The following is a 22,595-nucleotide window of genomic DNA, read 5'->3' as shown; positions in this document are numbered from 1 at the left end:
ACATTGGTAATATGTCAGTGTGTGAGGAGAGGATAGCGATGGAGAAGACGATCAATTATCTGGCATTCGGTGACTCGTTAACTGTCGGCTTTGGAGATCCGGCTGGTCTTGGCTTCGTTTCTTTGTACCGACAATGGGTGGAGCAGTTGTTAAATGTGCCTGTTACTTTGTATCATGCCGGTACAAACGGTGCGACAACTTCAGAACTTTTGGAAACGCTTGAATCGGAGCAAGAACTCCAACTGCATGTCAGGCAGGCGGATTTGATCACTATAACGGCTGGCGGTAACGATTTAATCCAAGCGGCTATCCCCTTCTTTTATGAAGATGATCCACAGTACCTTAAGTCTGCGCTGCAAATGTACGAAGCGAACTATCGGAAGCTGATTGAACGTATACAGGATTTGCGTCAAGAAGTATCGACACCATGTGTCATTGTATTAATAGGTCTATATAACCCTTTGCCGCAAGTACCGGATGCCGCTTACTGGGTGCAGCGTTTCAACTTGTTTTTGCGTAAGCTGGAGAAACCTAATATTTGTATAGTGCAGGTGTATGACGCTTTCGTGGGGAATGACAGCTGTTATTTGGCCGAGGATAACATTCACCCGAACGAGCAAGGGTATGAGGCACTCGCTCGTCAGGTGGAAAGCACAGTGCCGTTTGACCAGCTTCAGCAGCTGATCAGATGAAAGCTGGACTCAAACTTTCGGCATCACGTAACCGTAGATTGAAATGAAATGTGAAATGCTTCCGGCTAATACGAATGTATGCCAAATCGCATGATGATAAGGAACGCGCCGCCATAGGTAAAAGATAGTGCCGAAAGTGTAAAGGAGGCCGCCTGCAACAAGCCACACGATCCCGCCGTAAGGCAAATTCATATAAAGCGGTTTAAATGCGATTACGATCAGCCAGCCCATCAATATGTAGCAGATTGTCGATACGATCATGAAACGTTTGACATAAAAGATTTTAAGTACCATACCGATGAGTGCCAGCCCCCAGATGACGCCGAAGAAGGTCCAACCGAAAGGTCCTCTTAAGGTGACAAGCAAATACGGGGTATAGGTGCCGGCAATAAGTAAATAAATCGCGGAATGATCCAAGATTTCGAACAGATCTTTTAATTTCGGGTGCCGGACACTATGCAGCAAAGTGGAGCAGGAGTACAATGTAACCAGTGCAACGCCAAAAACACTGAAGCTGACAATGTGCCAAGCGTCACCGCGCAAGCTGGCCTGAACGATGAGCAGAATGAGAGCTGCGATGCTGAGCAGCACGCCGATGCCATGACTGATGGCATTGGCTCTTTCTTCGCGAACGGAGTAATCCATATAGTTAGCCTTCTTTCCATTTGATATAGATAGGACGATGAATCGATGTATTTACCTTCATTTCAATTACATAATCGCACTGCACTTGTCACAGGAGCGGGGAGAGGCATCGGCCGAGCTCTTGCGATCGGTCTAGCTGAAGCCGGCGCCGATGTTGCGCTCATAGCTCGCACAGCAGAAGATATTGATCAGGTTGCCGCTGAAATTCACGCGCTTGGACGCAAAGCTTATCCTTTCGTAGCAGATGTCACGAACAGGGATCAGATTGAACAATCGGTTCAGCGTTTGGTTCGTGAAACGGGCCGGATCGATATCCTTATCAATAATGCCGGCATGAACATTCGAAGCCAGGCACTGGCTGTCACGGATGAAGAATGGGATTGGATCATGCAGACAAATTTGAAATCCGCTTTTTTATGCTCACAAATAGTAGGCAGCCTGATGAAGGAGCAGGGATATGGAAGAATTATCAATATAGCTTCCGTTGCTGGACAGGTTGCCCTGAGAACCGGAGTTGTATACGCGGCAACGAAAGCTGCAATGATTCAAATGACCAAAGTGCTTGCTCTTGAATGGGGCAAATTTGGGATCAACGTCAATAGTATCGGTCCCTGGTATTTCAAAACCCCATTGACGGAAAAGCTGCTTGCCGACCCGGCTTATCTCGGGGAAATCGTAGCTCGCACGCCGCTTGCTCGTGTCGGTGAGCTCGAAGAACTGGTAGGACCCGCTGTATTTCTGGCTTCAGACGCAGCGAATTACATTACGGGACAGACCTTATTTGTCGATGGGGGCATGACCATCTACGGTTTCTAAGGGAGGCGCTTCCAATGTCAGCAGAGATCCGCGCGAATGAGCTTGTTATTTTGAAAACTATTGCAGAAACGCTGAACCAATCCAATGAATTGGAGTCGGTGCTTTCCCTAGTGTTAACCAAGCTCTTGGAACTGACGAATTTAAAAGCCGGTTGGATATTTCAAGTCAGTAAAGACCCCGAGCTGGGGCACTCCTGCTTATCTGCAGAAGGGATTCCACAGGCGCTCGCCCGCGATGAAATGGTGCCACTCAAGGCGAAATCGTGCTGGTGCATCGACCGGTTCCGGGATGGAAGACTGAAACATGCCATTAATATTTTAAGCTGCGAGCGATTGGAAGAAGAAATGCTGATCGCGATTGGAGATACGGAAGGCGTCAGCCATCATGCGACGATTCCGCTCTGGGCCGGGCAGTCGATGTTCGGTATTTTGAATGTGGCTTCTCCAGGGAAGAAGCATTTTAGCGAGGAGGAGCTTGCGCTGCTCCAATCGGTCGCTTTTCAGATCGGGACGGCGATAGAACGGACGATGCTGTATCGACAGCAGCAGAAGCGCGCCGTTTATTTTGCCAAGCTCGGGGAAATCACCAGGTCGCTAGGACGGCTGCTGGCGACTGAAAAAATAGCCGGAGAGTCTGTCCAACGATTTGGCGAAGCCTTTGATATCCCGCTGGTAACGGTATTCATTCAAGAGGGCGACAACTTATCGCCGCGAATGGAATTTATGGATGGCAAGGTATATTCGTGCTGCAGCTCGTATTCGATGCGCAGCCTAGGACCGATCGCCCAAGCTTATCGGCAGCAGGAGGTTATTCGGTTTGATAGACCGATTATGGATAATACCAACACCAAAACGAAGGTGCTTTATCCTGAAATCCGCTCCGGTGTTGCCGTTCCCATTATTTTACGGGATGAACCAATCGGCGTATTTTTCATTGGCAGCCCGCAGAAGCAGTACTTCGATGCGGTTGATGCTGAAGTCGCCAGAGCGTTTACCGATCATATTGCTCTCGCCTATGAGAATGCCAGAGTATATGAGCAGCGCCGGGATTTGGCGCGCAGCGAAGAGCGGAATCGGTTAGCAAGAGATTTGCACGATTCAGTCAGTCAAATGCTATTCTCGCTCAACCTGACTTCGCGGGGGCTGGAGAGCATGCTTGGCGAAACGGAGCCGCTTGTGAAGGAAGCGCTGACGGATATTCGGCAACTATCGCAAAATTCGCTCACGGAGATGCGTTCCCTTATCCTCCAGCTGCGGCCGGCCGGGTTAGAGCGCGGGCTGCTAACCGGTCTCGCGCAGTACGGGAGGCAAATCGGATTGACGATAACAACGCAAGTGGAAGGCGTAAGAGAGCTCCCGCGCATGGTGGAGGAGGCGTTGTGGCGCATCGGGCAAGAGGCGCTCAACAATGTGATTAAGCATGCGCGATCAAAGAACGCATTCATCAGCCTCTGTTCTACGCCGGATCACGTTTATTTTGAAATTAAAGACGATGGTGTCGGCTTTACCAAAGATCGGCGCATTCGACATGTAAAGTTTGGCATGCATACGATGCGGGAGCGGGCGGAAGCGCTTGGCGGTTCGTTCGTCGTTCAAAGCCATAAGGGAAAAGGGACATTGATTCAAATTGCTTTGCCTTTGTCCATTATGAAGAATGCATGAGAAAGGTGGAGAATCGATGTCTATTCGAGTGTTACTCGTTGATGATCATGCTGTAGTTCTAAGAGGACTGCAGTATTTTCTTGGCACTCAAGCTGGAATTGAATTGATCGGGGAAGCCGCGAACGGCGAGGAAGCACTGCAAAAAGTGAAGGAGCTCCGACCGGACGTCGTTGTTATGGACCTGATCATGCCTGTCATGAACGGCATCGAAGCGACGAAGCGGATGAAGCAGCTGTATCCGGACGTGAAGGTCATCGTGCTAACGACATTTTCCGATCAAGACCACGTGCTTCCGGCTATTCGGGCAGGAGCAAACGGCTACCTCCTCAAGGATGTTCAGCCTGAGGAGCTTGTGCTTGCGATTCGCGGCGCGCACTCGGGGCAAGCTCAGCTGCATCCGCGCATCACGGATCAGTTGATGGCTCATTTGGCAGCGCCAGCACCTGCCGTGGCAGGCGAATCCTGCATCGACAGCCTGACGGCGCGCGAGCGCGAAGTGCTTATGCTGCTCGCCGAAGGCAAGAGCAACAAGGAGATTGCCGCTCAGTGCCACATTACGGAGAAGACGGTTAAGACCCATGTGAGCCACTTGCTTAGCAAACTCGGGCTGTCTGACCGGACGCAGGCAGCCATATATGCTGTTAAGAAAGGGATAAGCACGTAATCCCTTTGGCCAGGTTGCACATTCAAGCAAAACCATCTACGACTTTGGTCGTACGACCTCAACACTGGTTCTTGTTAGACCATTTGCGTAGCGCCAACTCATTCATGACGCCGACGATGGGACTCCTTTTCAGTGCTAAGATAGTTCTATAAACAAGAACGATTAGCACGAAGGGGATGAATGACAATGTGGGAAAATCCTATTAATGTCGAACAATTTATAGAGTCCAGACAATGCGGTATGCTTAAAGACAGTTGGTATGTGAATTTCAAAAAATGGTTGAACCGAGCAAAATGAGGTTTGCTCAACTCTCCCTGCTATAGCAGTGGGGAGTTTTTATTTACCTTTAAACCAAAATCACATTGATTTTCATCTAATTTTAATGTTCCAGGTTTATACTGAATTTCATATTGCGCTTAACCATTGAGGAATAATCGGAGGGATATTCGTGTTTAAACAAAAAATGAAAAAAATCGTGCTTCTTACAGCGATAACCGGACTTATGGCTGCGTTCCCGTTGTCCGCTTTCGCTGCTACCAAATCAACAACCCCTCACAAAGTCGTACATACTTCCAAACCGGTTCACACGGTGCAATCCCAGAAAAAAAATCTGGAAAGTCAGCTTGCCAAAATCCAAAAATCGATCGAAAGTACGAAGAAATTACTGGAGCAAGCGAAGACATCGAAAAATCAAGCGAAAATAACCAAATATGAAAAAAGACTTAAAGCTTTCGAAGCGGCCGAGAAAAGGCTTCAAGCCAAGATCAAAGCGTTAAAATAAATGGTGCACGCACTCTCTTTATCATGCATATAAGGTGGAAAATATGTGAAAAAGAAAGAGCTTCTGATTGGAATATCGTGCATTGTTTTATTGGTGATGCTCGTTAGCTATGTGATCAGCTCGTATAAATGGATGCAGAGCGTCATTACCGACAACGGCGAAAGTTTGGATGGAAGCTTTGTTGTGATGCTGCTGGATGCGAACAACAAGCCCACCAAGTACTGGGTTCTGCAAAATGAGACGCTCGACTTATCGAAAGGACTCGTTTCATTCGATGAGCAAGACGGACAAGCGCTGCACCTGCATGGTAATGTCTTGATCAAAGAGTTTGATGATGACAAGCAGCTTGACGCCATAAAAAAGGACTATGGGTTAAAATAAGTCGCAACGAAATACATACAAGCCAAGTAGCGCATGTTGCCTATTTGGCTTTTTTTCTATAGGATTGAGCTTTTAGTCCTGATCAATTATACTAAACTAAATTCTAAGAGTGTGCCTATAGTAGATTCAGACAAGTTTGCAGCGACAAGGTGGGAGTCATGGTCATGTCTCGGATTCAAATTTTTACGGATAGCACGAACGATTTAAGCGATGAGTTGCGACAACTTCATCAGATTGAAGTCGTGCCTCTTTATGTAGTTTTTGATGGGGATTCATATAAAGACGGCGTCACCATAAAGCCGGACAGACTCTTCCAGAGAGTCGATCAAACGGGAAAGCTGCCCAAAACCGCTGCGCCGTCGCCGACGGATTTTGAACAAGCTTTTGCCCCTTATATAGCAGCTGGGGACGATATCGTCTATATTGGACTTTCGTCCGCTTTATCATCTACCATCCAAAATGCAACCATTGCAGCTTCTCAATTCGAGGAAGGCAGGATCACGGTTATCGACTCTAGAAATCTTTCCACCGGGATCGGACTGCTTGTGTTGAAAGCGGCGCAGGCGGCCAAGGTAGGGAAGAGTGCGCAAGAGATACGGGCATTGATTGAATCTCTAACCGCCAAAATTGAAGTGGAATTCGTCATCGATACGTTGGAGTATTTGCATAAAGGCGGGCGCTGCTCTAGCGTTCAAGCTTTTATCGGCAGTCTCTTGAAAATTCGTCCATTGGTTAAAGTGATTAACGGGGCCATGACGCCCACGGATAAAGTGAGAGGCAAGCGGGAGAAAGCGCTGGATCAGCTTTTGAACAACGCCTTAGCGCAAAAAGATCTTATGGACGAGGAATTTATGTTCATTACCCACGCCATGGCTTCTGAAGAAGCTAATTACCTGAAGAACAAGATCGAGCAGTCTACCAGCGTGAAAAAGGTATATATCACTGAAACCGGCTGCGTCATCTCCAGCCACTGCGGCCCCCGTACCGTAGGTATTATATTCGCCAAAAAATAAATAACGAGTGGAGCTTAAGCATGACGACAATCAAGATTATCACAGATGGCAGCAGCGATCTTCCGAAAAAACTGGCGGAGGAGCTGGATATCTCCATCGTTCCATTATCCGTACATTTTGGCGAGGAATGCATGCCTCCTCACATGGAGCTTTGCGATTTTTATGCGAAAATGAAAACAGAGAGCGAATTGCCGAAAACGTCAAGTCCGTCTCCTCTTCATTTTCTTGCGGCTTATCAGCAAGCACATGCGGGGCAAGATATTCTTGTCCTTTGTCTCTCCTCAGGGTTAAGCAGTACGTACAATCATGCGATGATGGCCAGAGATATGCTGCTTGACGATGGCTTCACAGGGAATATAGAAGTAATAGATTCCAAAACAGCTTCGCTAGGGTTAGGGGTACTCGTCTATAAGGCTGCTAAAATGGCAGAAAACGGGGTCTCGTTTGGTGAAATTGTGAACGGGCTTAGGCAATCCGTAAATACTTCGGGCACTTATTTTTTCTTGGACACATTAGAAAACGTTATCAAAGGCGGCAGGCTTGACCGGGTTCGGGGCGCTGTGGCTTCTGTGCTGGGCATTAAGCTGCTGATGAAAGCCAGCGATGAAGGTTCAATTGAAGTTATTGAGAAAATTCGCGGTACTCAGCAAGCTCTAAAGCGATTAATTGAGAAAATCGGCGAGACCCGCCATGATTACGATCGCGATGTAATCGCTGTCGCGCACAGCAACTGTGAGGAGCGGGCACGGGCCGTGCTAAACCAACTGCTTGAGAAATACCCGTTTCGTCATGTTCTGTTTTCGAACATGGGGACCGTTATCGGCACATATGCTGGAGAGGGCGGCGTGCTGGTCGCTTATTGATGGTTCAAGCTTTCTTGCGGAAAGAGGTAAGGAGTGGTGAATGATGAGTCAAGTTAATCCCTTTAACCATCTGGTAAATTCGGAAGAAGAGTTAAGAGATTTGTTCGGATATCCGGGCAAGCTTGCGGGAAACAAAACGATCCTGAAGCTGGATGATCACTGCCGTAACTATATCGCGAAGTCTCCGTTTCTTGTCATAGCGACTTCGGATTCTCAAGGAAATTGCGATGCTTCGCCCCGTGGAGATGCACCTGGATTCGTAAAAGTACTTGATGACAAACACCTTGTAATTCCCGAGCGGCCAGGCAATCGGAAGTTCGACTCCTTACTTAACTTGCTTGAGAATCCAAGAATCGGGTTGCTATTCCTGATCCCTGGACTCGGCGAAACGCTCCGGATCAATGGCCGGGGCTGCGTTATCCGAGATCGAGCGATATTAGAGGAGATGGCGGTACTGGGTAAAGTGCCTATTGTCGGCATTGGCGTTGAAGTTGAAGCGTGCTATATCCACTGCGCCAAGGCGTTGAAGCGTTCGGGGCTTTGGCAACCGGACACTTGGCTAACCGACGAACATCTTCCTTCCATTCCGCATATGCTTGCAGCACATATTCAACTTCCGGATGAGGTCGTGACGCCGGAGGAAGTCGAGAAGTCGCTTCATGAGAGCTATACCAAACGATTGTATTAAAAAAGACACGCGCTAGTCTGATCTCGTCATCAGGCAAACGCGTGTCTTTCTTTTAGCGTGGATTCTCGGTCGTTACGATTTCGGTATCTGTGGTATCGATAAGCGGTGACCATTCACCTGCAGCGATCAACCAAAGCTCGTGTAAGGCGCGAGTGCAACCTACGTACAGCAGCTTGGCATCGATCAGAGTCGCTTCGTAATGTTGGGCGGTGACATCCATTAGCAGGACGGCATCGAACTCCAGCCCTTTGGTTAGATAGACGGGAAGTACGGAAATGCCGCCCCGATAGACCCGCTGCTTCGCTGTGATCAGGTTCGTGGAGACGCCGGCTTCCGTTAGTGCTTCATGCAGCTCTTGGGCTTGTTTCTCCGTCCGTGCAACAACGGCGATGGTACTGGAGCTGCCTTGCTGCAAGGATGCAAGGGCTTGCTTGAGAAGCGGCAAACGGCCTTTGGCATCGGTCTGCAGCACGCGAACTTTGTTCCCACTTCGGAATACAGGCACAGCCAGAAGGGGATGTTCAACGCCTCGTTTCAGTACAGAATTGGCGAATTGAATAATTTCCATCGTGGACCGATAGCTGCGTTCTAGCTCGAAGTAGCCCGTTTCATCTTCTTGAAACAAGCCGGAAAATTCCTTCCAGTCGACAATGCCTTGATAAGCGTGGATTCCTTGCGACAAATCCCCGAGTATCGTAAACGAACGATTGCGCGTATAAGTATCAAGAACGGCGACTTGGAACGGTGAAAAATCTTGGGCTTCGTCAATGACGACGTGGTCGAACATCCGATCCGACGAAATGCCGTTGAGCTGCGTATGGATATACAGAAGTGGAGCGAGATCTTCGAGCTGCACTTCTTTTTTCTTGAAGAGCTTAACAGAAGCTGTGACGATTGACTCCGGGATCTGTGCGAGCAGCTCAGAAGGCAAGCTTGCGGGACGTCCAGTGTCAGTGAACAGCATTTTGTAAAAGGTGAACGCCGTATGCTCCGGCCACCCTGTTAAATAAGTACGTAAGCGCTGTGACGATTTTTTCTTCAGCTCTTTCTTCCGGCTTTGCTCCCAGATCTTGTCGAGCTGCATTTCCATCCAGCGTTTGATCCGTGCGATGACGCGTTCGCGACGTTTCGCAAGCGGATAGTGTTTGTTTTCTACGAAAAACCATTCGCGTATCGTAGCAATCGGCAGCTTTGCGCCTTCCCAGGGGAGGAAGTCTGTAACGGGAACATAGGATTCCTCAAAACGCCTCAGGCAATCTTCCAAATACTGCTGAAAAGCAATGGAGCCTTTGAATCGACCTGGCGCATTATCATCAACGGACGGTCTCTTGCTGCCGACAGCAAACCAGGTTTGCAGCGTCAACGCAGGATCTGCAAGCTTTACCTCTTGATCCAGCATATCCAGTACCCAGTCGGTGAAGGTGCTCTGCTGAATGTTGCCGACCCCTAATTCAGGCAATACGCCGGAAATGTAGTCGAGAAACATGGAGTTAGGCGCAAAAATAATCATCCGCTCAGCGCGAATTTGCTCGCGATACTGATAGAGCAGGAACGCTAGACGATGGAGGGCGACGGTTGTTTTCCCGCTGCCTGCAACCCCTTGAATGATGAGTGCTGTATTTTTCGCTGCACGAATGATGCGATCCTGTTCGGCTTGGATGGTCGATACGATATCGCGCAGCTTATTATCTTTGTTCTCACCCAGCCGGTAGAGCAGAAATTCATCGCCGACTGCGAGGGAATCTTCGTCCCGATTGTAGGTGTCCACGACCCGCTGCAAAATTTGTTTGCGCACAACAAGGTTGCGCTTCAAATAAACGAGGCCGTCGATCAGGCCGTCCGGTGAATCGTAGGAAGCGACGTCAAGTCCGCCGGTGAACGAATAGAAGAGACTCGCCACGGGAGCCCGCCAGTCAATCACAAGCAGCCGCCCCGTGCGTTCGTCTTCGACGCCGGCTTTTCCTATGTAGAGCGGGGTTGCATTTGCGGTACCCGTCTCCTGAAAATCGAGTCGTCCGAAATAAGGTTCTTCCACGGCTTTGGTCAAGTTATGCCGACCTTGCTCGCGCGCGACTTCCAGCGCTTGTTCGGTCAGGTCGGGTCCGTAATAAACAGGTGTGGCCTGAAGGCGGTTTAGCTGTCGATCAATCTCTGCGCTCGTTTGTTCGAGCCTTTGCAATTCTTCTTGATAGGCACTTTGAGTCTTTGTGTCCAAGATCAGTTACCTCCTAAGAGAGTTTTTTGTGAATTCCATTTAGCATGTTCTGGAAATAAAACAGATAAACAATATATCACATCCGCAAGCAATAGGAAAGCTTCACTCACATGCGCTGAATGTTTGGGAGACGTTGGCAAATCATGCTATAATGGGCGAAGAGGACAATTATTCATATAAAGGAGAATGAGACCATGTCATTATACGATATTGAAGTGCAAAAGATCACGGGTGCAACCAAGTCGATGGCCGACTACCGAGGAAAAGTTCTGCTCATTGTGAACACTGCCAGCGCTTGCGGACTGACGCCTCATTACAGAGGGCTTCAAAGTTTGTATGAGCAATATCAGGACCGAGGACTAGTCGTGCTAGGGTTCCCTTGCAACCAGTTTGCCGGACAGGAGCCAGGCTCAAACGAAGACATACAAAGCTTTTGTGAGTTGAACTATAACGTAACATTCCCATTATTTGCGAAAATTGATGTGAAAGGCGAGCACGCTCATCCATTGTTTACATACCTTGTCAATCATACGCCTGAACCCTATCGGACGGGCGACATCGAATGGAATTTTGTCAAATTCCTGGTGGATGCAAATGGAAACATCGTGAAGCAATATAGTGCGAGCACACTTCCGGAAGATATTGCCCCCGATATTGAGGTGCTATTAGCTTAAAAAATAAAAATGTCTGTTGCATATCTAACAGGCACTCGCTATAATCAGAATAATCATTGAATTGAAGGAGACGAATCCTATGTATCGCTCAAGGTTCGTACAATTTCATTATTTTGAAAAGCGTTAGCACACACCTGTAACTGATCAGGGTGGGCTAGCGCACTTCGCGTTGGCCTCCCTGCGGGATAGCAAATCGCGCGGGACCAAGAGGTCCGGCGCGATTTTTATTTTAATCTCGTGCTCAAGGAGCGGAAGGGAATGGGTAAGATGCAAAACGTAAAAGGAACGAACGATTATTGGGGCGAGGAACAGACGCTGAGACAGAAGGTTGAAACGATGCTCAAGGAAATGTTTGAGCTTTATGATTTTGAAAGTATGGAAACACCGATTCTGAATGAAGAATCGCTTTTGGCTTCGAAATACGCAGGCGGCGAGGAGATTTTAAAGGAGATGTACCGGCTTCGCGATCAAGGCAAACGAAATTTGGCGCTGCGTTACGATCTCACGATTCCCTTTGCTAAAGTTGCGGCTTCTCAGCCCGCTTTACAACTGCCTTTCAAACGCTACGAGATTGGCAAAGTATTTCGGGATGGTCCGGTCAAAAGGGGACGGCTCAGGGAATTCACTCAGTGTGATGTCGATTGCATGGGGATCGCAGGTCCGGAGGGAGAAGCAGAATTGATGCACCTTGCGGCGGCAGCATTCGTGAAGTTAAATATACCGATTGTGATCCAATGGAATAACCGCAAGTTTCTGGCTGAATGGCTTGATAAAGTCGGGGTGCCGAATGACTTACAGCTATCGGTCATGCTCACTCTTGATAAATTAGCCAAGATTGGAGCGGACGGGGTCCAAAATGAGCTTGCTGCAAAAGGGCTGAGTGACTGGGTATGGACTCGAATTGCTACGCTGATCCACGAGGAAAAGCCAACTTTTGAACAAATGATCGAGATATTTGAGCTTGATCAAAGTTGTGGAGCTAGGGAAGTTCAGGAGCTGCAACTGCTTCTTTCCCAAACGGATCTTGGTGCGGTATGTAGATTTGATCCTTTTCTTTCAAGAGGATTGTCCTTCTATACAGGAACGGTTTATGAAATTATGGATGCCACCTGCGCTTATAGTTCCAGTCTTGGCGGAGGCGGAAGATATGATGCAATTGTCGGTCAACTCGTAGGCAGCGAGGATGTTGATGTTCCGGCGGTTGGTCTATCGTTCGGCTTGGAATCGATCATGGAGATGCTGCGGAACCGAGAGAGCCAAGGGAGCCGCACGCTTGCTGTTGTAGTACCGCTAGGCCAGGAAGCTGCTGGGGAAGCATTTCGCATGACAAGCGAGTTACGAGCTGCGGGAATTCGCGCCAGAATGGCCAGCGAGAAGCGAAAGCTGAAAAAACTGTTGGCTAGTGTCTCGGATCAAGGAACCCGATTCGTAATCCTTATCGGCTCGGACGAAATGGCATTAAACGCCGTGAGATTAAAGGATATGTACGAGCAAAGTGAAATCGTCATGCCGATGGATAAGGCTATTTACTATATTGAACGCATTTATCCTCCGGCCAATTTCACCTGAGTGGTTGCATGTTAAACATTACCAGCTAAATATGGTACTATGAAAGAAGTACTGGAGAAAAGAGCAGGTGAAAAACGTATGGCAACACGATTCGGCTTTATTTATGCGCATCCTGACGATGAAACATTTCTAAGCGCGTGTCTCATCCGACAGCTTGCTGATCAAGGGCAAAGTCCTTCGCTCCTAATAGCTACTCGAGGCGAAGCAGGGAGATTAGGGACCGAACGAGCAGCGAACAAAGAGGAGCTGGCGGCGCTCAGGGAGCAGGAAATGACGGAAGCAGCAAGCATTCTGGGGATATCTGTCGTCGAATTCTTAGGCTGGCCAGATGGACAGCTCGGACATATTTCTTTCGATGAACTGGTAGATGGCGTTATTTCTTTCATACAACGTCACGAGTTGAACGTTATCTTCTCGTTTGCAGAGGATGGCGGGAACGGTCATCCCGACCATGTAGCCATTTCCAAGGCGACGACAGCGGCGGTACTTAGCGGGAAATGTCCTACGGTGAAGAAGTTATACTATGCGGCAAGCGCTACTCTGCGCAGCGCGGGTCATGTACCATCGATTAGGATCGATACCGAATCGGGTTGGGATGTGAAAGCTGCTGCATTACGCGCGCACGCCTCTCAACATGTGGCTATTGCCAAGTACTTCGGTGACCTCCATACATTCCCGGAAGAGCGCAGATACGAGGCCTTCGTTCTTGGCTGGCGTGATGGCATTCTGTGGCCTTCCGAGAATCAGGCTTCGATCAAAGAAGGATTTCTGGCAGAAGATGTATAATTAGTTATAAGGCAGGTGTATACATGGCTTTATTTGCAAAAATAGAGGCTGTTCTGATCGCGGACGATCCTTCAACTTTCGTGACCAGAGCATTGGAAAAGGTAGATTTACGCTTTGGCGGTATTGAAGGTGATCGTCATTTCGGCGTTACTGCGAAGGCGGACTCCCGTCAGCCCATGTACCCAAAAGGTACCGAGATTATGAATCGTCGTCAACTCAGTATTGTATCAGTGGAGGAGCTTCGCGGCATTGCCGAACGTTTAGGCGTAGATGAAATCAGACCCGAGTGGTTGGGTGCCAATATCGTCGTCAGCGGCATTCCGGAGCTAACCAAGCTTCCGATGGGTATCCGTATGGTATTACCCAGCGGTGGCGGGCTTGTCTGTGAAGGGGAAAATGAGCCGTGCACAGGGCCAGGCAAACAAATTGCGAATCATTATGGAGATAAGGATTTAACGCATCGATTTGTCAAACTCGCTCAGAAGATGAGAGGAATCGTCGCTTACGTTGAGCGTCCGGGTGAACTGAAAGTTGGAGATCAGGTTGAAATTCAAATTTGATTTTTAACACCCCCACAAAACATGTACTTCATTTCGAATTTTATGGATGATAAGGATTTAGCATAAATGGAAGGTGTGGCGGCATGTCAATTTGCAATTGCGAACAATGTGGACAAGTAATCATAACCAACTACGAGAAGCGTTGTAAATCGTGTTCCCAGCTTTTACTTATGGATACGCGCAAAGTTAAGGATTTCGTTCGAACCAACCCGCGAGCCACCATGTTGGAGGTATACCACCAAACGGGCGTCTCGCTGCAAACGATTAAAGAATTATTAAGAGCCTGATTATAAAAAGTCCCTGTTTCGTTGCCGGAAGAGCAACCAGACAGGGACTTTTGATGTTAATCATTCGGCTAAGCGTTTACGCCATGTTTAGCAAACACATTCAGAAGCAGCTCGTCCTTGGCGGGATCTTGGAAATCCCATGCTGTTGCGAACCTCACCTGGTGAGAGACGCCCACAATTTCATACTTTTGAACCAGGTGTTGGCGAGCGGAGCCGATGATCAGGGAGTGCAGCCTTAATTGTTTCTTCTGACCCAAAGTGCTCAGCTTCTGCAGCACCCCCGATGAAATTTGTCCGACACCGTCAGTGACCATGACAAAGTCGGCATCGTGGAACTGTGGCTGGTGCTGGACAATCTCCATCCCGCGCGCTAGCGGAGCGTCGAAGTTCGTGCCGCCGCCAAAAGCAAGCTGTGCAAAGGCATAGAAGCGATCCCAATCAGGCCGCTTATGGTAGAGTGCGTGCTCGACAATCTCGCCCTTAGCTCCAAACAACAGCAAAACAAAGTCGCGGCGCTCAAGCAAGGTGAAGGAAGCGAAGGTTGCTGTGAACAATTGTGCCAGCTTTAGCTTACTTCCTTTCATCGAGTGCGACGTATCAAGCATGCAGATGACAGGACCTTTTTGTGGCTCATCGAGAGAGCCGGTGTAATTATAGGTCATGAGCTTATTTTCCATCCACTTAACGAGAAAATAAGGCTCAAAGTCCTCATCGGCCAGCAAGCTGGCTTCGCTGGGCAGGAGGTGGGCGATGTCGCCGGATTGGCGCAAATCATCGTAGGCTTCCGGGATGTAAGGCGAGCGCAGCTTCTTGCGCTTTACCCGGAGATGATGGAGATTGCGCCCCACCTCCTGCAGGAAGGCGACCAGATCCTTGCTGCTCTTCAGCTTCTCGATCCACTGCATGTAGTGCTCGAACGTCTGCCGGCGCAGCTTGCCCAGCTCGCTGCCCCAGCGACGGTTCGCCAGGCGCTGGCTTGCCTGCACCAGCTCGTGCACATTGAAGCTGTCCGCCTCTTCGAGCGACAGCGTTTCCTTCAAAGACCGGCCAAGCCAGTCGCCAAGCTCGTCCTCGATCTCCTTCATGGCCGCAAGCTCTCGCGCGGCCATCCGATCCATCTGCCGCTCGCGGGAACCTAGTTCCTCTTCGGCCTTGCGCAGCTTCGCTTTCAGCTTGTCGCGCTTCATGAACTCCGTGCGCATCTCTTCTTGCAGCTCCAGGATGCGCTGCTTGAGCGCACGTATCTCTTCGGCGACGAGAGGACGGGAGTCGATCGCCTCTTGCTTGTCTTCAACGGTACGCTTGCCTTGTTGGAGCGTATAACCGACAAGCCGAAGCTTCTCGATCTGCTTGTCCGTCAGCCGCTCGCTCACTTTAGCTTCTTCTTGACCGGTATGCTGCTGCTTATCTTTCATGCCCACACCGAGCTGCTGCTGCTCCTTGTGTCTGCGCTTGACCTCTTTCTCATAGGATTCGGTCAGCCACATGAGCGCTTTAAGCGCGGTTTTGAAGGATGCATTCACTTGACCGACGGTTCGGGGATGGATGGACACGTAAAAGTATTGCTTGCGCAGTGTGATGACCAGCCAGCGGTGAAACGGCGTTTCTTCCACGGTGCCGTCGATGTCCGGCTTCGTTAAATAAAAGCACATGAAAAAGTCGGCAAACAGCTCCAGGTTAAACCAAGGAGCCTGCCGCACCGCTTCGCGCATCCATTCCTGAGCGACGCGGGAGGAGTGAACATAGCCGTCAAAGACATAACGGTCGACTCGGGTACAGCGTATAATCATGGCTCTATCCTCTTATAACGTATAATCATACACGATACCTGGTATTTCCCGGTCAAACAATGTGCGGTACAAGCCTTGGACGGATTGCAAGATGCGCTCGCCTTGAATTCGCAGATGCGTGAATTTTACGGCATACTGCTCAGGATATTGAAGAAAGACGGACTGAGAGGCGATCCATTCGGGTAGTTTGTTTTCCTTTTCTTGCCAGGAGATGAGTCTTCCGCGTAAGCTTCTCGCGGTTTCTTCCAATTCGGCGCGGCATTCCTCTAACGCTGCTTTCAACCTCTCGGCGGCGTCTTTGCTGAGCGCGCCACCGACTTCTTTTTTAAATTGAAAGGCATGGAGTTCATCTTCTTTATCGAGCCACTTGCGTACTGTCTGATTATAATGCTGTAGCGGAAGTTCTTGCTCCATTTCCTTTTTCAACATCTCTTGGAAGAGATCGTGAAACACTTCTTTCAACTCGACTAAATCCTCTGGGAAATCCCAAAGCATATGCGGTGTCAAAATAGTGTCCCATACGTTAACGATGCCGCGGCCATGGATCGCGGCGGATATTTTCCATGTGTGGCCGATTTTGTTCCAGCGGCGGTCGGAGAGCACATACTCTTTTTCCTCTAAAGCGGTTTTCAACTGAAACATCATGTATATGATTGGCTCCGGCAAGGTGACATCTGCTGCTTGAGCTTTGATTTGCTTAACCAAATCCGTGGACAATAAAGTCGGAATCGATGAGGTGGGTGCACCGAACATCAGTTCGAAGCTCGCGATTTGTTTCACGTATTCGACTTCATATCGGAACAAGAAGCGGTCATATAGGGCAGATAACTGTTCATTATCTTCCGGCAGCTCGTTCGAAGCCGCCATTAAGAAGAGCAGCGGGGTCATCTGTTTATTCCGGCCATTAAAGAAGACGCGTTCATTCAAGACCGAGAGCAGCGAGTTGAGAATGGCGCTATTTGCTTTGAAAATTTCGTCCAGGAATGCAAAGCGTGCGCTGGGCAAATAGCCGTCCGTCAGCCGGACATATTCATCCTGCTTCAGTTTTTGCAGCGAAACCGGTCCGAACAGCTCGTCGGGCGTTGTGAAACGCGTTAACAAGTAGTCGAAAAATGGTTCATTCCCGAACAATTGAGCGGCTGCCCGTGCCAGCTGGGATTTGGCTGAGCCGGGAGGACCGACCAGCAGGACATTTTCGCCGCTCATTAGAGCTAATAGCAGGACGCGAATGAGTTCTTCGCGTTCCATGAACCGTTTTTCCAGATGTCCCATCGCTTCTCTTAATTTATTTTGCACGACGATTGGTTCTTTCATTTGGCTGATCCCCCAGTACAAGGTCTAGTTTGTAAGTTTCATTGTACCAAACTGCCGGGCAAACATCGAATATGATACAATATGTCCAAAACTGTAAGCTGGAGATGTGATGTATATGCGCATTGGAATCATTTCGGATACCCATTTATCCGACCGGGTCGAGAAGCTGCCTGACGCCTTGGTCCAGGGTTTGCAAGGAGTTGAGCTCATTCTGCACGCAGGCGATTGGACTAGCCCTCGCGTTATAGAACTTGTAGAGCAAATCGCGCCATGTGAAGGGGTGGCGGGGAATAATGATGGACCCGACATCGTGGGCCGATTCGGACATAAGAAGCTGCTTTCGCTAGGCGGATTTAGGATCGGACTCATCCATGGCGACGGCTACCGGAAGACGACAGAAGAAAGAGCCCGAGAAGCGTTCCTGACGCAGCGGCCGGATATCGTTATTTTCGGGCACTCGCATATTCCTTTTCAACATACAATTGACGGCATATTCATGTTTAATCCAGGCTCGCCAACCGACAAAAGAAGGCAGCCGCGCTACTCATACGGCATCATTGAATTAAGTGAGACTATTGATGCTCAGATTTACTTCTACGATAGCAAGCTGTGAGACATACACCACCGTCGGTTCTGCAATTATCAATTAACCGCCGGAGACAGCTTGAAAAACAATGAGCTGATCTCCGGGCTGAAGAACATGGTCGAAATGATCCAGCCAAGCCAAATTCGTATCGTTATAATATAGCAGAACGTGCTTTCTGATTTGTCCGGCCTCTGTAAATAAATGAACTCGCAGCATGGGATATATTACGAATAATTCATCCATTGCATCTTGCAGGGTATGCGCTTCCAAATCAAATGTAACGTTCCCTCCCGTACAATCCCGAAGCAGGGAGGGGACGCTGACTGTAATTCGCATACTAGTCCTCCACGATCCACGGCTTCACGGTCAGGATACGTGAGAATTGACCAGGAAGACGATTCCAGCTTTCGCCGCGATCCAATGAACAGAACACTTCGCCTGAGGTTGTACCGAAGTATAGTCCATATGGTTCCAAGGAATCGACGGACATGGCGTCGCGCAATACGCTGACGTGGCGTTCTTCTTCAGGCAGCACGTCGCCGATTGGTTTCCAGCTTTGTTCGCCTCTTGCCATTCTGTAGACAAGCAGTTTGCCGTCGCGCATGGAACGCTGCTCGCTGCTCTCAAGAGGAACTAGGAACAAGTCGCCATTGGGTGAGACAGCGATTGGGAATCCGAATGGCGCATCGCCCTCGCGAAGCGTCAATCCTTCCTCTATGGAGTTCCAGGTATCTCCGCCGTCGGTTGATTTGAAAACGCCGCGATGCTCCTGCATATACAAGATATCGGAGTTGGTAGGGTCGAGCACCATTTTATGCACACAATACCCGACTTCCGGACTTGGCTGTCCGGTAGGTACCCTGTTTAAGCCTTTATTGCAGGTATGCCAGCTTTGACCGCCGTCCAGCGTACGGAAAACCCCGACTGCCGATATGCCAACCCACATCCGATGTGAGTTATTCGGATCGATCAGAATCGTATGGAGGCACATGCCGCCAGCTCCAGGAAACCATTCCGGACGGGTGGGATGGCTCGTCAAACCGTTCATTTCTTTCCAGGTCTGACCATTGTCCCGGCTGACGAATATGCCAGCTTCTTCGCTACCGGCGAAGAGGGTGCCTGGCTCCGATTCGGCACCAGGCGCTAATTGCCAGATACGGTTTAACTTAAATCCGCTTTCTTCGCTATACCGCGGACCTTCCGCGATTTGCTCCCACGTTTCTCCTTCATTCCTGGATATCCGAATGGTTGCTCCATAAGCGGCATGCGAGGTTCCGGCATAGAGCAGATTTCCGGATCGGCTATCCCCAAGTACACTATATGCTTCCCAACCTGGTAAATAAGGTCCTTGCAGCGACCAGTCCTGTCTTTCCACCGTTGAAGAGTAAATAAAGATTCCTTTATTTGTGCCGATAAGCAGTCGAACGCGCTTTGCCATCATAGCCCTCCTTATGAAAAGTCTATACCATTAATTCGACGTATGGGAAAAAATACCTTTCAGTGTTCGGCTGAGTCCATTCATTTTTGAAAGAGGAATTTTGCATTTCAAAAGCGAATAGAAGATAGTTGAGCATGAAAGAATACAGCAAAATTCGACATGAGGTATGTTTGTGAAAACTTTAGTAATCGCTGAAAAACCCGATATGGGCCGCAATATTGCGTCCGCCATCGAACCCAAAGCCGTCAATAAACGTTCCTATCTGGAAGGTGAATCCTACATCATCACTTGGGCGATCGGTCATTTGATCGAACTGGCTGAGCCTGATCAATACGATGTTAAATATAAAAAATGGAGCATCGATCATCTGCCGATTATTCCTGATGCGTTTAAGCTTGTTCCCAATCCGCGCACCTATGATCAGTTGAAAGTCATCGCGGAGCTCGCCAAAAAATGCGACAAGCTCGTTAATGCTTGCGACGCCGGGCGAGAAGGACAGCATATCTTTTCGTTGATTCAAAGACATCTTGGACTGCAGCATCCGGTCAAACGGCTTTGGATTTCCGATTTAACCTCGGAGACGATCCGTACCGGATTTGAAACGATGAAAGACGGCGTTGAATACGAAAATTTGACGCGTGCAGCCAGATCGCGCAGTGAAGCGGACTGGCTTATCGGAATGAACGGCTCGCGCGCTTTTACAACCAAGCACAATGTGCTTCTGTCCGTAGGACGGGTACAAACTCCAGTGCTTGCGCTTATTTATGACCGCCAGAAGCAGATTGAAGCTTTCTCTTCCTTGAAGTTTTTCGAGCTGGAAGGTTACTTCACCCAAGGCGACACGACCTATAAGGGGATGTGGCAGGGAGAACGTATGACCGACCGGGAGAAGGTCGAGGCGCTGGCCGCCAAAGTAAAAGGGAAGCCGGCGCGGATTGTTTCCTATGAAGTGAAGGATACGAAAGAGTATCCGTTCAAGCTTTATGATTTGACGCTGCTGCAGCGGGAAGCGAATGGAAAATTCGGTTTTTCCGCCAAAAAGACGCTGGATACAGCGCAAGCACTCTATGAAAAGCATAAAGTTATTTCATATCCAAGGACCAATTCCAACTATGTAACTGAGCAAAATATACCGGAAATGCACAGATCGCTTTCGGCTCTGCAAGGAACGGCCTACAACGAGCTTGTACAAGGAGCCAACCGCAATCTGGTGCATAAAAATAATAAATCCATTTGCAACCCGAGTAAGGTCGAAGATCACCATGCCATTCTTCCGACGAACCGTAAAGCGACCGGGCTCACACCGGATGAACAGAAATTGTATGATTTGATCGTTAGACGCTTCTTATCGCAGTTTTATCCGCCGGCGGAATACAAAATGCATACGGTCATGACGGAAGCCGAGCAGGAAATGTTTAAAACGACAGTTAAAGAGCTGCTGCAACTAGGGTGGAAAATCATTTACGCCGATCAGAAAAAAGAAAAGCCCAAAAGCGCTAAAGGCAAAGACAAGGAAGAAGAGGAGGAAGAAGAAGTAGAAGTGAACGAACCCTTCTCTGTGGATCCGCAAAGCGGCGTCATTTGCAGCGATGCGGTCGTCAAGGAAAAGGATACGCAGCCGCCTAAGCATTTCACGGAAGGTACGCTGCTCAAAGCCATGGAAAGCGCAGGCAAGCAGATTGAGGACGAGGAGCTGCGCGATGCGATGAAGGACTCCGGTCTTGGTACCCCGGCGACCCGTGCGGCCACGATCGAACGATTGAAAAAGGTCGGTTATGTGGATATGCAGGGCAAGAAAATCGTCCTCACACAGAAAGGGCGCATGGCTGTTGAATTGATACGCGGCGCAGGCATCGAGCTTCTAACCTCACCGGAAATGACGGGACAATGGGAGCGGAGACTGAACGAAATCTCCAGAGGCGCGGCATCGGACGAGCAGTTTATGCAGAATGTCAAAAAATTCGCCACGCTGATCGTGAATAAAGTGCGCGTGCAGCCCAGAGCTTCGAAGACGGCTTTCGAAGGAGAAACGCCGGCGGCTCAAGGCGGAAAACGCGGGTCGGGTAAATCAAGTGCTGCCTCAACAGCACGGAAAAAGCCGGTTGAAGAGACCGCAGGAACCGGCGCAACGGATTCTAGCCGAAAAACACAAGCTGCTGCCAAACAGCCTGCTAGCTCACCAAGCCACCTAGCAACGTGCCCGCGTCCCGGCTGCGGAGGAACTCTGTTCATGGGACGTAAAGGTTATGGCTGCTCGCATTATAAGGAAGGCTGTAAGTTCGTAATCTGGAAAGAAAGCTTCGGACGAAGTCTGACGGATACACAAATTCAAGCGCTTGTTCAAAAAGGGAAAACAGCCAAGCTCAAGCTGGTACTGGCCGACGGTACATCGGTAGACGGGCGCATAGTCCTTAAAGATCCTAACACCGGGGAACTTGGAACGGAGATAGAGTAACACTAAAGGGAGAGGCATATGCATATTTTTAAGAATGATTGGTCCGCCTTGTTAGAAGCGGAGCTTGAAAAGCCATATTACATGGAGCTGCAACAATTTCTTGCGGATGAATATCAGGCCAACGTTATTTATCCCCAAAAGGATGATATTTTTAACGCGCTTCATTTGACTGGTTATGCCGATACCAAGGTGGTTATTTTGGGACAGGACCCATATCACGGAAGAGGCCAAGCCCATGGCCTCAGCTTTTCCGTCAAGCCGGGCATCCCCACACCGCCATCCTTGCAAAATATGTATAAAGAACTGCACACGGATTTAGGCTGCTACATCCCTAATAACGGGTACCTTGTCAAATGGGCGGAACAGGGTGTTCTCATGCTGAATACCGTGCTTACGGTGCGCGAGGATACGCCGAATTCCCATAAAGATAAAGGCTGGGAGCGCTTTACAGATGCTATCATTCAAACGTTAAGCGAAAGAGAGCAGCCGATCGTTTTTCTGTTATGGGGCAGCCATGCACAAGCCAAACAAAAACGAATCGATACGGACAAACATCGGATCATCAAATCGCCACATCCGAGTCCGCTGTCGGCTTATCGCGGATTTTTTGGAAGCAAGCCATTTTCAAGAGCCAATAAGTATCTTCGTGAGCTTGGCAGCTCTGAAATTGATTGGCAGATTCCGAACATATAAAGCGTGTAAAAATTTTCACTTTTT

The 22,595-nt window shown here is 49.1% G+C and carries 22 protein-coding genes; 16 read left to right on the top strand and 6 right to left on the bottom strand.

From position 1 onward, the window contains the following. Positions 1-38 precede the first annotated feature (38 nt). Positions 39-692 (top strand): SGNH/GDSL hydrolase family protein, encoded by a 654-nt coding sequence (locus ACFQZT_RS23550; RefSeq protein WP_379303725.1) that lies wholly within the window; start codon positions 39-41, stop codon positions 690-692. Positions 693-701: 9 nt separating this feature from the next. On the opposite strand, the gene trhA is transcribed toward ACFQZT_RS23550, so the two are convergent. Then, positions 702-1,337 carry a PAQR family membrane homeostasis protein TrhA gene (gene trhA, locus ACFQZT_RS23545; protein WP_379303724.1) on the bottom strand — a complete coding sequence of 212 codons (636 nt, stop codon included), beginning with the start codon at positions 1,335-1,337 and terminating at the stop codon, positions 702-704. 45 nt (positions 1,338-1,382) lie between these two features. On the opposite strand from trhA, the gene ACFQZT_RS23540 reads away from it, so the two are divergent. The 8 genes from ACFQZT_RS23540 (at position 1,383) to ACFQZT_RS23505 (ending at position 8,204) form a co-directional block, all read left to right on the top strand. Then, complete coding sequence (locus tag ACFQZT_RS23540; RefSeq protein ID WP_379303722.1) at positions 1,383-2,153, top strand: SDR family NAD(P)-dependent oxidoreductase; 771 nt, start codon at positions 1,383-1,385, stop codon at positions 2,151-2,153. 14 nt (positions 2,154-2,167) lie between these two features. Then, a complete protein-coding gene (locus tag ACFQZT_RS23535; RefSeq protein WP_379303720.1) occupies positions 2,168-3,814 on the top strand; it encodes a GAF domain-containing sensor histidine kinase in 1,647 nt (548 codons plus the stop codon). A 16-nt stretch (positions 3,815-3,830) separates the two neighbouring features. Continuing rightward, positions 3,831-4,478 (top strand): response regulator, encoded by a 648-nt coding sequence (locus tag ACFQZT_RS23530; RefSeq protein WP_379303718.1) that lies wholly within the window; start codon positions 3,831-3,833, stop codon positions 4,476-4,478. Between the two features lie 448 nt (positions 4,479-4,926). Continuing rightward, positions 4,927-5,259, top strand: coding sequence for a coiled-coil domain-containing protein (locus tag ACFQZT_RS23525; protein WP_379303716.1), 333 nt, complete (start codon positions 4,927-4,929; stop codon positions 5,257-5,259). 45 nt (positions 5,260-5,304) lie between these two features. Continuing rightward, positions 5,305-5,640 (top strand): hypothetical protein, encoded by a 336-nt coding sequence (locus tag ACFQZT_RS23520; RefSeq protein ID WP_379303715.1) that lies wholly within the window; start codon positions 5,305-5,307, stop codon positions 5,638-5,640. 164 nt (positions 5,641-5,804) lie between these two features. After that, positions 5,805-6,653, top strand: a complete 849-nt coding sequence (locus tag ACFQZT_RS23515) for a DegV family protein (protein ID WP_379303713.1) — start codon at positions 5,805-5,807, stop codon at positions 6,651-6,653. 20 nt (positions 6,654-6,673) lie between these two features. Then, on the top strand, positions 6,674-7,516 hold the full coding sequence (locus tag ACFQZT_RS23510; RefSeq protein ID WP_379303711.1) for a DegV family protein: 843 nt from the start codon (positions 6,674-6,676) through the stop codon (positions 7,514-7,516). Between the two features lie 43 nt (positions 7,517-7,559). Continuing rightward, positions 7,560-8,204, top strand: a complete 645-nt coding sequence (locus ACFQZT_RS23505; protein WP_379304191.1) for a pyridoxamine 5'-phosphate oxidase family protein — start codon at positions 7,560-7,562, stop codon at positions 8,202-8,204. Between the two features lie 52 nt (positions 8,205-8,256). Here ACFQZT_RS23505 and ACFQZT_RS23500 read toward each other — a convergent pair whose 3' ends face one another. After that, entirely contained in the window at positions 8,257-10,419 is a 2,163-nt protein-coding gene (locus ACFQZT_RS23500) for a HelD family protein (RefSeq protein WP_379303709.1), read from the bottom strand. 194 nt (positions 10,420-10,613) lie between these two features. Here ACFQZT_RS23500 and ACFQZT_RS23495 point away from each other — a divergent pair, with 194 nt between their 5' ends. From ACFQZT_RS23495 to ACFQZT_RS23480, 4 genes are all read left to right on the top strand, one after another. Further along, positions 10,614-11,093 (top strand): glutathione peroxidase, encoded by a 480-nt coding sequence (locus tag ACFQZT_RS23495; protein ID WP_379303707.1) that lies wholly within the window; start codon positions 10,614-10,616, stop codon positions 11,091-11,093. A 258-nt stretch (positions 11,094-11,351) separates the two neighbouring features. After that, on the top strand, positions 11,352-12,662 hold the full coding sequence (locus ACFQZT_RS23490) for a histidine--tRNA ligase (RefSeq protein ID WP_379303705.1): 1,311 nt from the start codon (positions 11,352-11,354) through the stop codon (positions 12,660-12,662). 78 nt (positions 12,663-12,740) lie between these two features. Continuing rightward, complete coding sequence (locus tag ACFQZT_RS23485; protein WP_379303703.1) at positions 12,741-13,448, top strand: PIG-L deacetylase family protein; 708 nt, start codon at positions 12,741-12,743, stop codon at positions 13,446-13,448. A 23-nt stretch (positions 13,449-13,471) separates the two neighbouring features. Further along, complete coding sequence (locus ACFQZT_RS23480; protein ID WP_379303701.1) at positions 13,472-14,008, top strand: MOSC domain-containing protein; 537 nt, start codon at positions 13,472-13,474, stop codon at positions 14,006-14,008. 355 nt (positions 14,009-14,363) lie between these two features. Here the strand turns inward: ACFQZT_RS23480 and ACFQZT_RS23475 are convergent, their stop codons facing one another. Both ACFQZT_RS23475 and ACFQZT_RS23470 read right to left on the bottom strand, forming a co-directional pair. Further along, entirely contained in the window at positions 14,364-16,085 is a 1,722-nt protein-coding gene (locus tag ACFQZT_RS23475; protein ID WP_379303699.1) for a vWA domain-containing protein, read from the bottom strand. A 12-nt stretch (positions 16,086-16,097) separates the two neighbouring features. Then, complete coding sequence (locus ACFQZT_RS23470; protein ID WP_379303697.1) at positions 16,098-17,399, bottom strand: AAA family ATPase; 1,302 nt, start codon at positions 17,397-17,399, stop codon at positions 16,098-16,100. A gap of 115 nt (positions 17,400-17,514) precedes the next feature. Between ACFQZT_RS23470 and ACFQZT_RS23465 the strand changes: the two genes are divergently transcribed. Further along, complete coding sequence (locus ACFQZT_RS23465; RefSeq protein ID WP_379303695.1) at positions 17,515-18,012, top strand: metallophosphoesterase family protein; 498 nt, start codon at positions 17,515-17,517, stop codon at positions 18,010-18,012. A gap of 33 nt (positions 18,013-18,045) precedes the next feature. On the opposite strand, the gene ACFQZT_RS23460 is transcribed toward ACFQZT_RS23465, so the two are convergent. Further along, positions 18,046-18,321 carry a MoaD/ThiS family protein gene (locus ACFQZT_RS23460; RefSeq protein ID WP_379303693.1) on the bottom strand — a complete coding sequence of 92 codons (276 nt, stop codon included), beginning with the start codon at positions 18,319-18,321 and terminating at the stop codon, positions 18,046-18,048. A 1-nt stretch (position 18,322) separates the two neighbouring features. Beyond that, positions 18,323-19,426, bottom strand: coding sequence for a WD40/YVTN/BNR-like repeat-containing protein (locus ACFQZT_RS23455; protein ID WP_379303691.1), 1,104 nt, complete (start codon positions 19,424-19,426; stop codon positions 18,323-18,325). Between the two features lie 169 nt (positions 19,427-19,595). Here ACFQZT_RS23455 and ACFQZT_RS23450 point away from each other — a divergent pair, with 169 nt between their 5' ends. Both ACFQZT_RS23450 and ACFQZT_RS23445 read left to right on the top strand, forming a co-directional pair. After that, positions 19,596-21,878, top strand: a complete 2,283-nt coding sequence (locus ACFQZT_RS23450) for a type IA DNA topoisomerase (protein WP_379303689.1) — start codon at positions 19,596-19,598, stop codon at positions 21,876-21,878. An 18-nt stretch (positions 21,879-21,896) separates the two neighbouring features. Next, positions 21,897-22,571, top strand: coding sequence for a uracil-DNA glycosylase (locus ACFQZT_RS23445; RefSeq protein WP_379303687.1), 675 nt, complete (start codon positions 21,897-21,899; stop codon positions 22,569-22,571). Positions 22,572-22,595: the final 24 nt, after the last annotated feature.

Origin of the sequence: Paenibacillus sp. GCM10027628 (genome assembly GCF_042676385.1) — a bacterium.
Lineage (GTDB): Bacteria > Bacillota > Bacilli > Paenibacillales > NBRC-103111 > Paenibacillus_E.
The sequence above is the reverse complement of the archived record's forward strand: the minus strand, read 5'-3'. Positions and strand labels throughout refer to the sequence as shown.

Bases quoted from the DNA above. Each gene is read 5' to 3' on its own strand.
- ACFQZT_RS23550 (WP_379303725.1), top strand. From the start codon at position 39: ATGGAGAAGACGATCAATTATCTGGCATTCGGTGACTCGTTAACTGTC.
- trhA (WP_379303724.1), bottom strand. From the start codon at position 1,337: ATGGATTACTCCGTTCGCGAAGAAAGAGCCAATGCCATCAGTCATGGC.
- ACFQZT_RS23540 (WP_379303722.1), top strand. From the start codon at position 1,383: ATGTATTTACCTTCATTTCAATTACATAATCGCACTGCACTTGTCACA.
- ACFQZT_RS23535 (WP_379303720.1), top strand. From the start codon at position 2,168: ATGTCAGCAGAGATCCGCGCGAATGAGCTTGTTATTTTGAAAACTATT.
- ACFQZT_RS23530 (WP_379303718.1), top strand. From the start codon at position 3,831: ATGTCTATTCGAGTGTTACTCGTTGATGATCATGCTGTAGTTCTAAGA.
- ACFQZT_RS23515 (WP_379303713.1), top strand. From the start codon at position 5,805: ATGTCTCGGATTCAAATTTTTACGGATAGCACGAACGATTTAAGCGAT.
- ACFQZT_RS23510 (WP_379303711.1), top strand. From the start codon at position 6,674: ATGACGACAATCAAGATTATCACAGATGGCAGCAGCGATCTTCCGAAA.
- ACFQZT_RS23505 (WP_379304191.1), top strand. From the start codon at position 7,560: ATGAGTCAAGTTAATCCCTTTAACCATCTGGTAAATTCGGAAGAAGAG.
- ACFQZT_RS23495 (WP_379303707.1), top strand. From the start codon at position 10,614: ATGTCATTATACGATATTGAAGTGCAAAAGATCACGGGTGCAACCAAG.
- ACFQZT_RS23490 (WP_379303705.1), top strand. From the start codon at position 11,352: ATGGGTAAGATGCAAAACGTAAAAGGAACGAACGATTATTGGGGCGAG.
- ACFQZT_RS23485 (WP_379303703.1), top strand. From the start codon at position 12,741: ATGGCAACACGATTCGGCTTTATTTATGCGCATCCTGACGATGAAACA.
- ACFQZT_RS23480 (WP_379303701.1), top strand. From the start codon at position 13,472: ATGGCTTTATTTGCAAAAATAGAGGCTGTTCTGATCGCGGACGATCCT.
- ACFQZT_RS23475 (WP_379303699.1), bottom strand. From the start codon at position 16,085: ATGATTATACGCTGTACCCGAGTCGACCGTTATGTCTTTGACGGCTAT.
- ACFQZT_RS23470 (WP_379303697.1), bottom strand. From the start codon at position 17,399: ATGAAAGAACCAATCGTCGTGCAAAATAAATTAAGAGAAGCGATGGGA.
- ACFQZT_RS23465 (WP_379303695.1), top strand. From the start codon at position 17,515: ATGCGCATTGGAATCATTTCGGATACCCATTTATCCGACCGGGTCGAG.
- ACFQZT_RS23460 (WP_379303693.1), bottom strand. From the start codon at position 18,321: ATGCGAATTACAGTCAGCGTCCCCTCCCTGCTTCGGGATTGTACGGGA.
- ACFQZT_RS23455 (WP_379303691.1), bottom strand. From the start codon at position 19,426: ATGATGGCAAAGCGCGTTCGACTGCTTATCGGCACAAATAAAGGAATC.
- ACFQZT_RS23445 (WP_379303687.1), top strand. From the start codon at position 21,897: ATGCATATTTTTAAGAATGATTGGTCCGCCTTGTTAGAAGCGGAGCTT.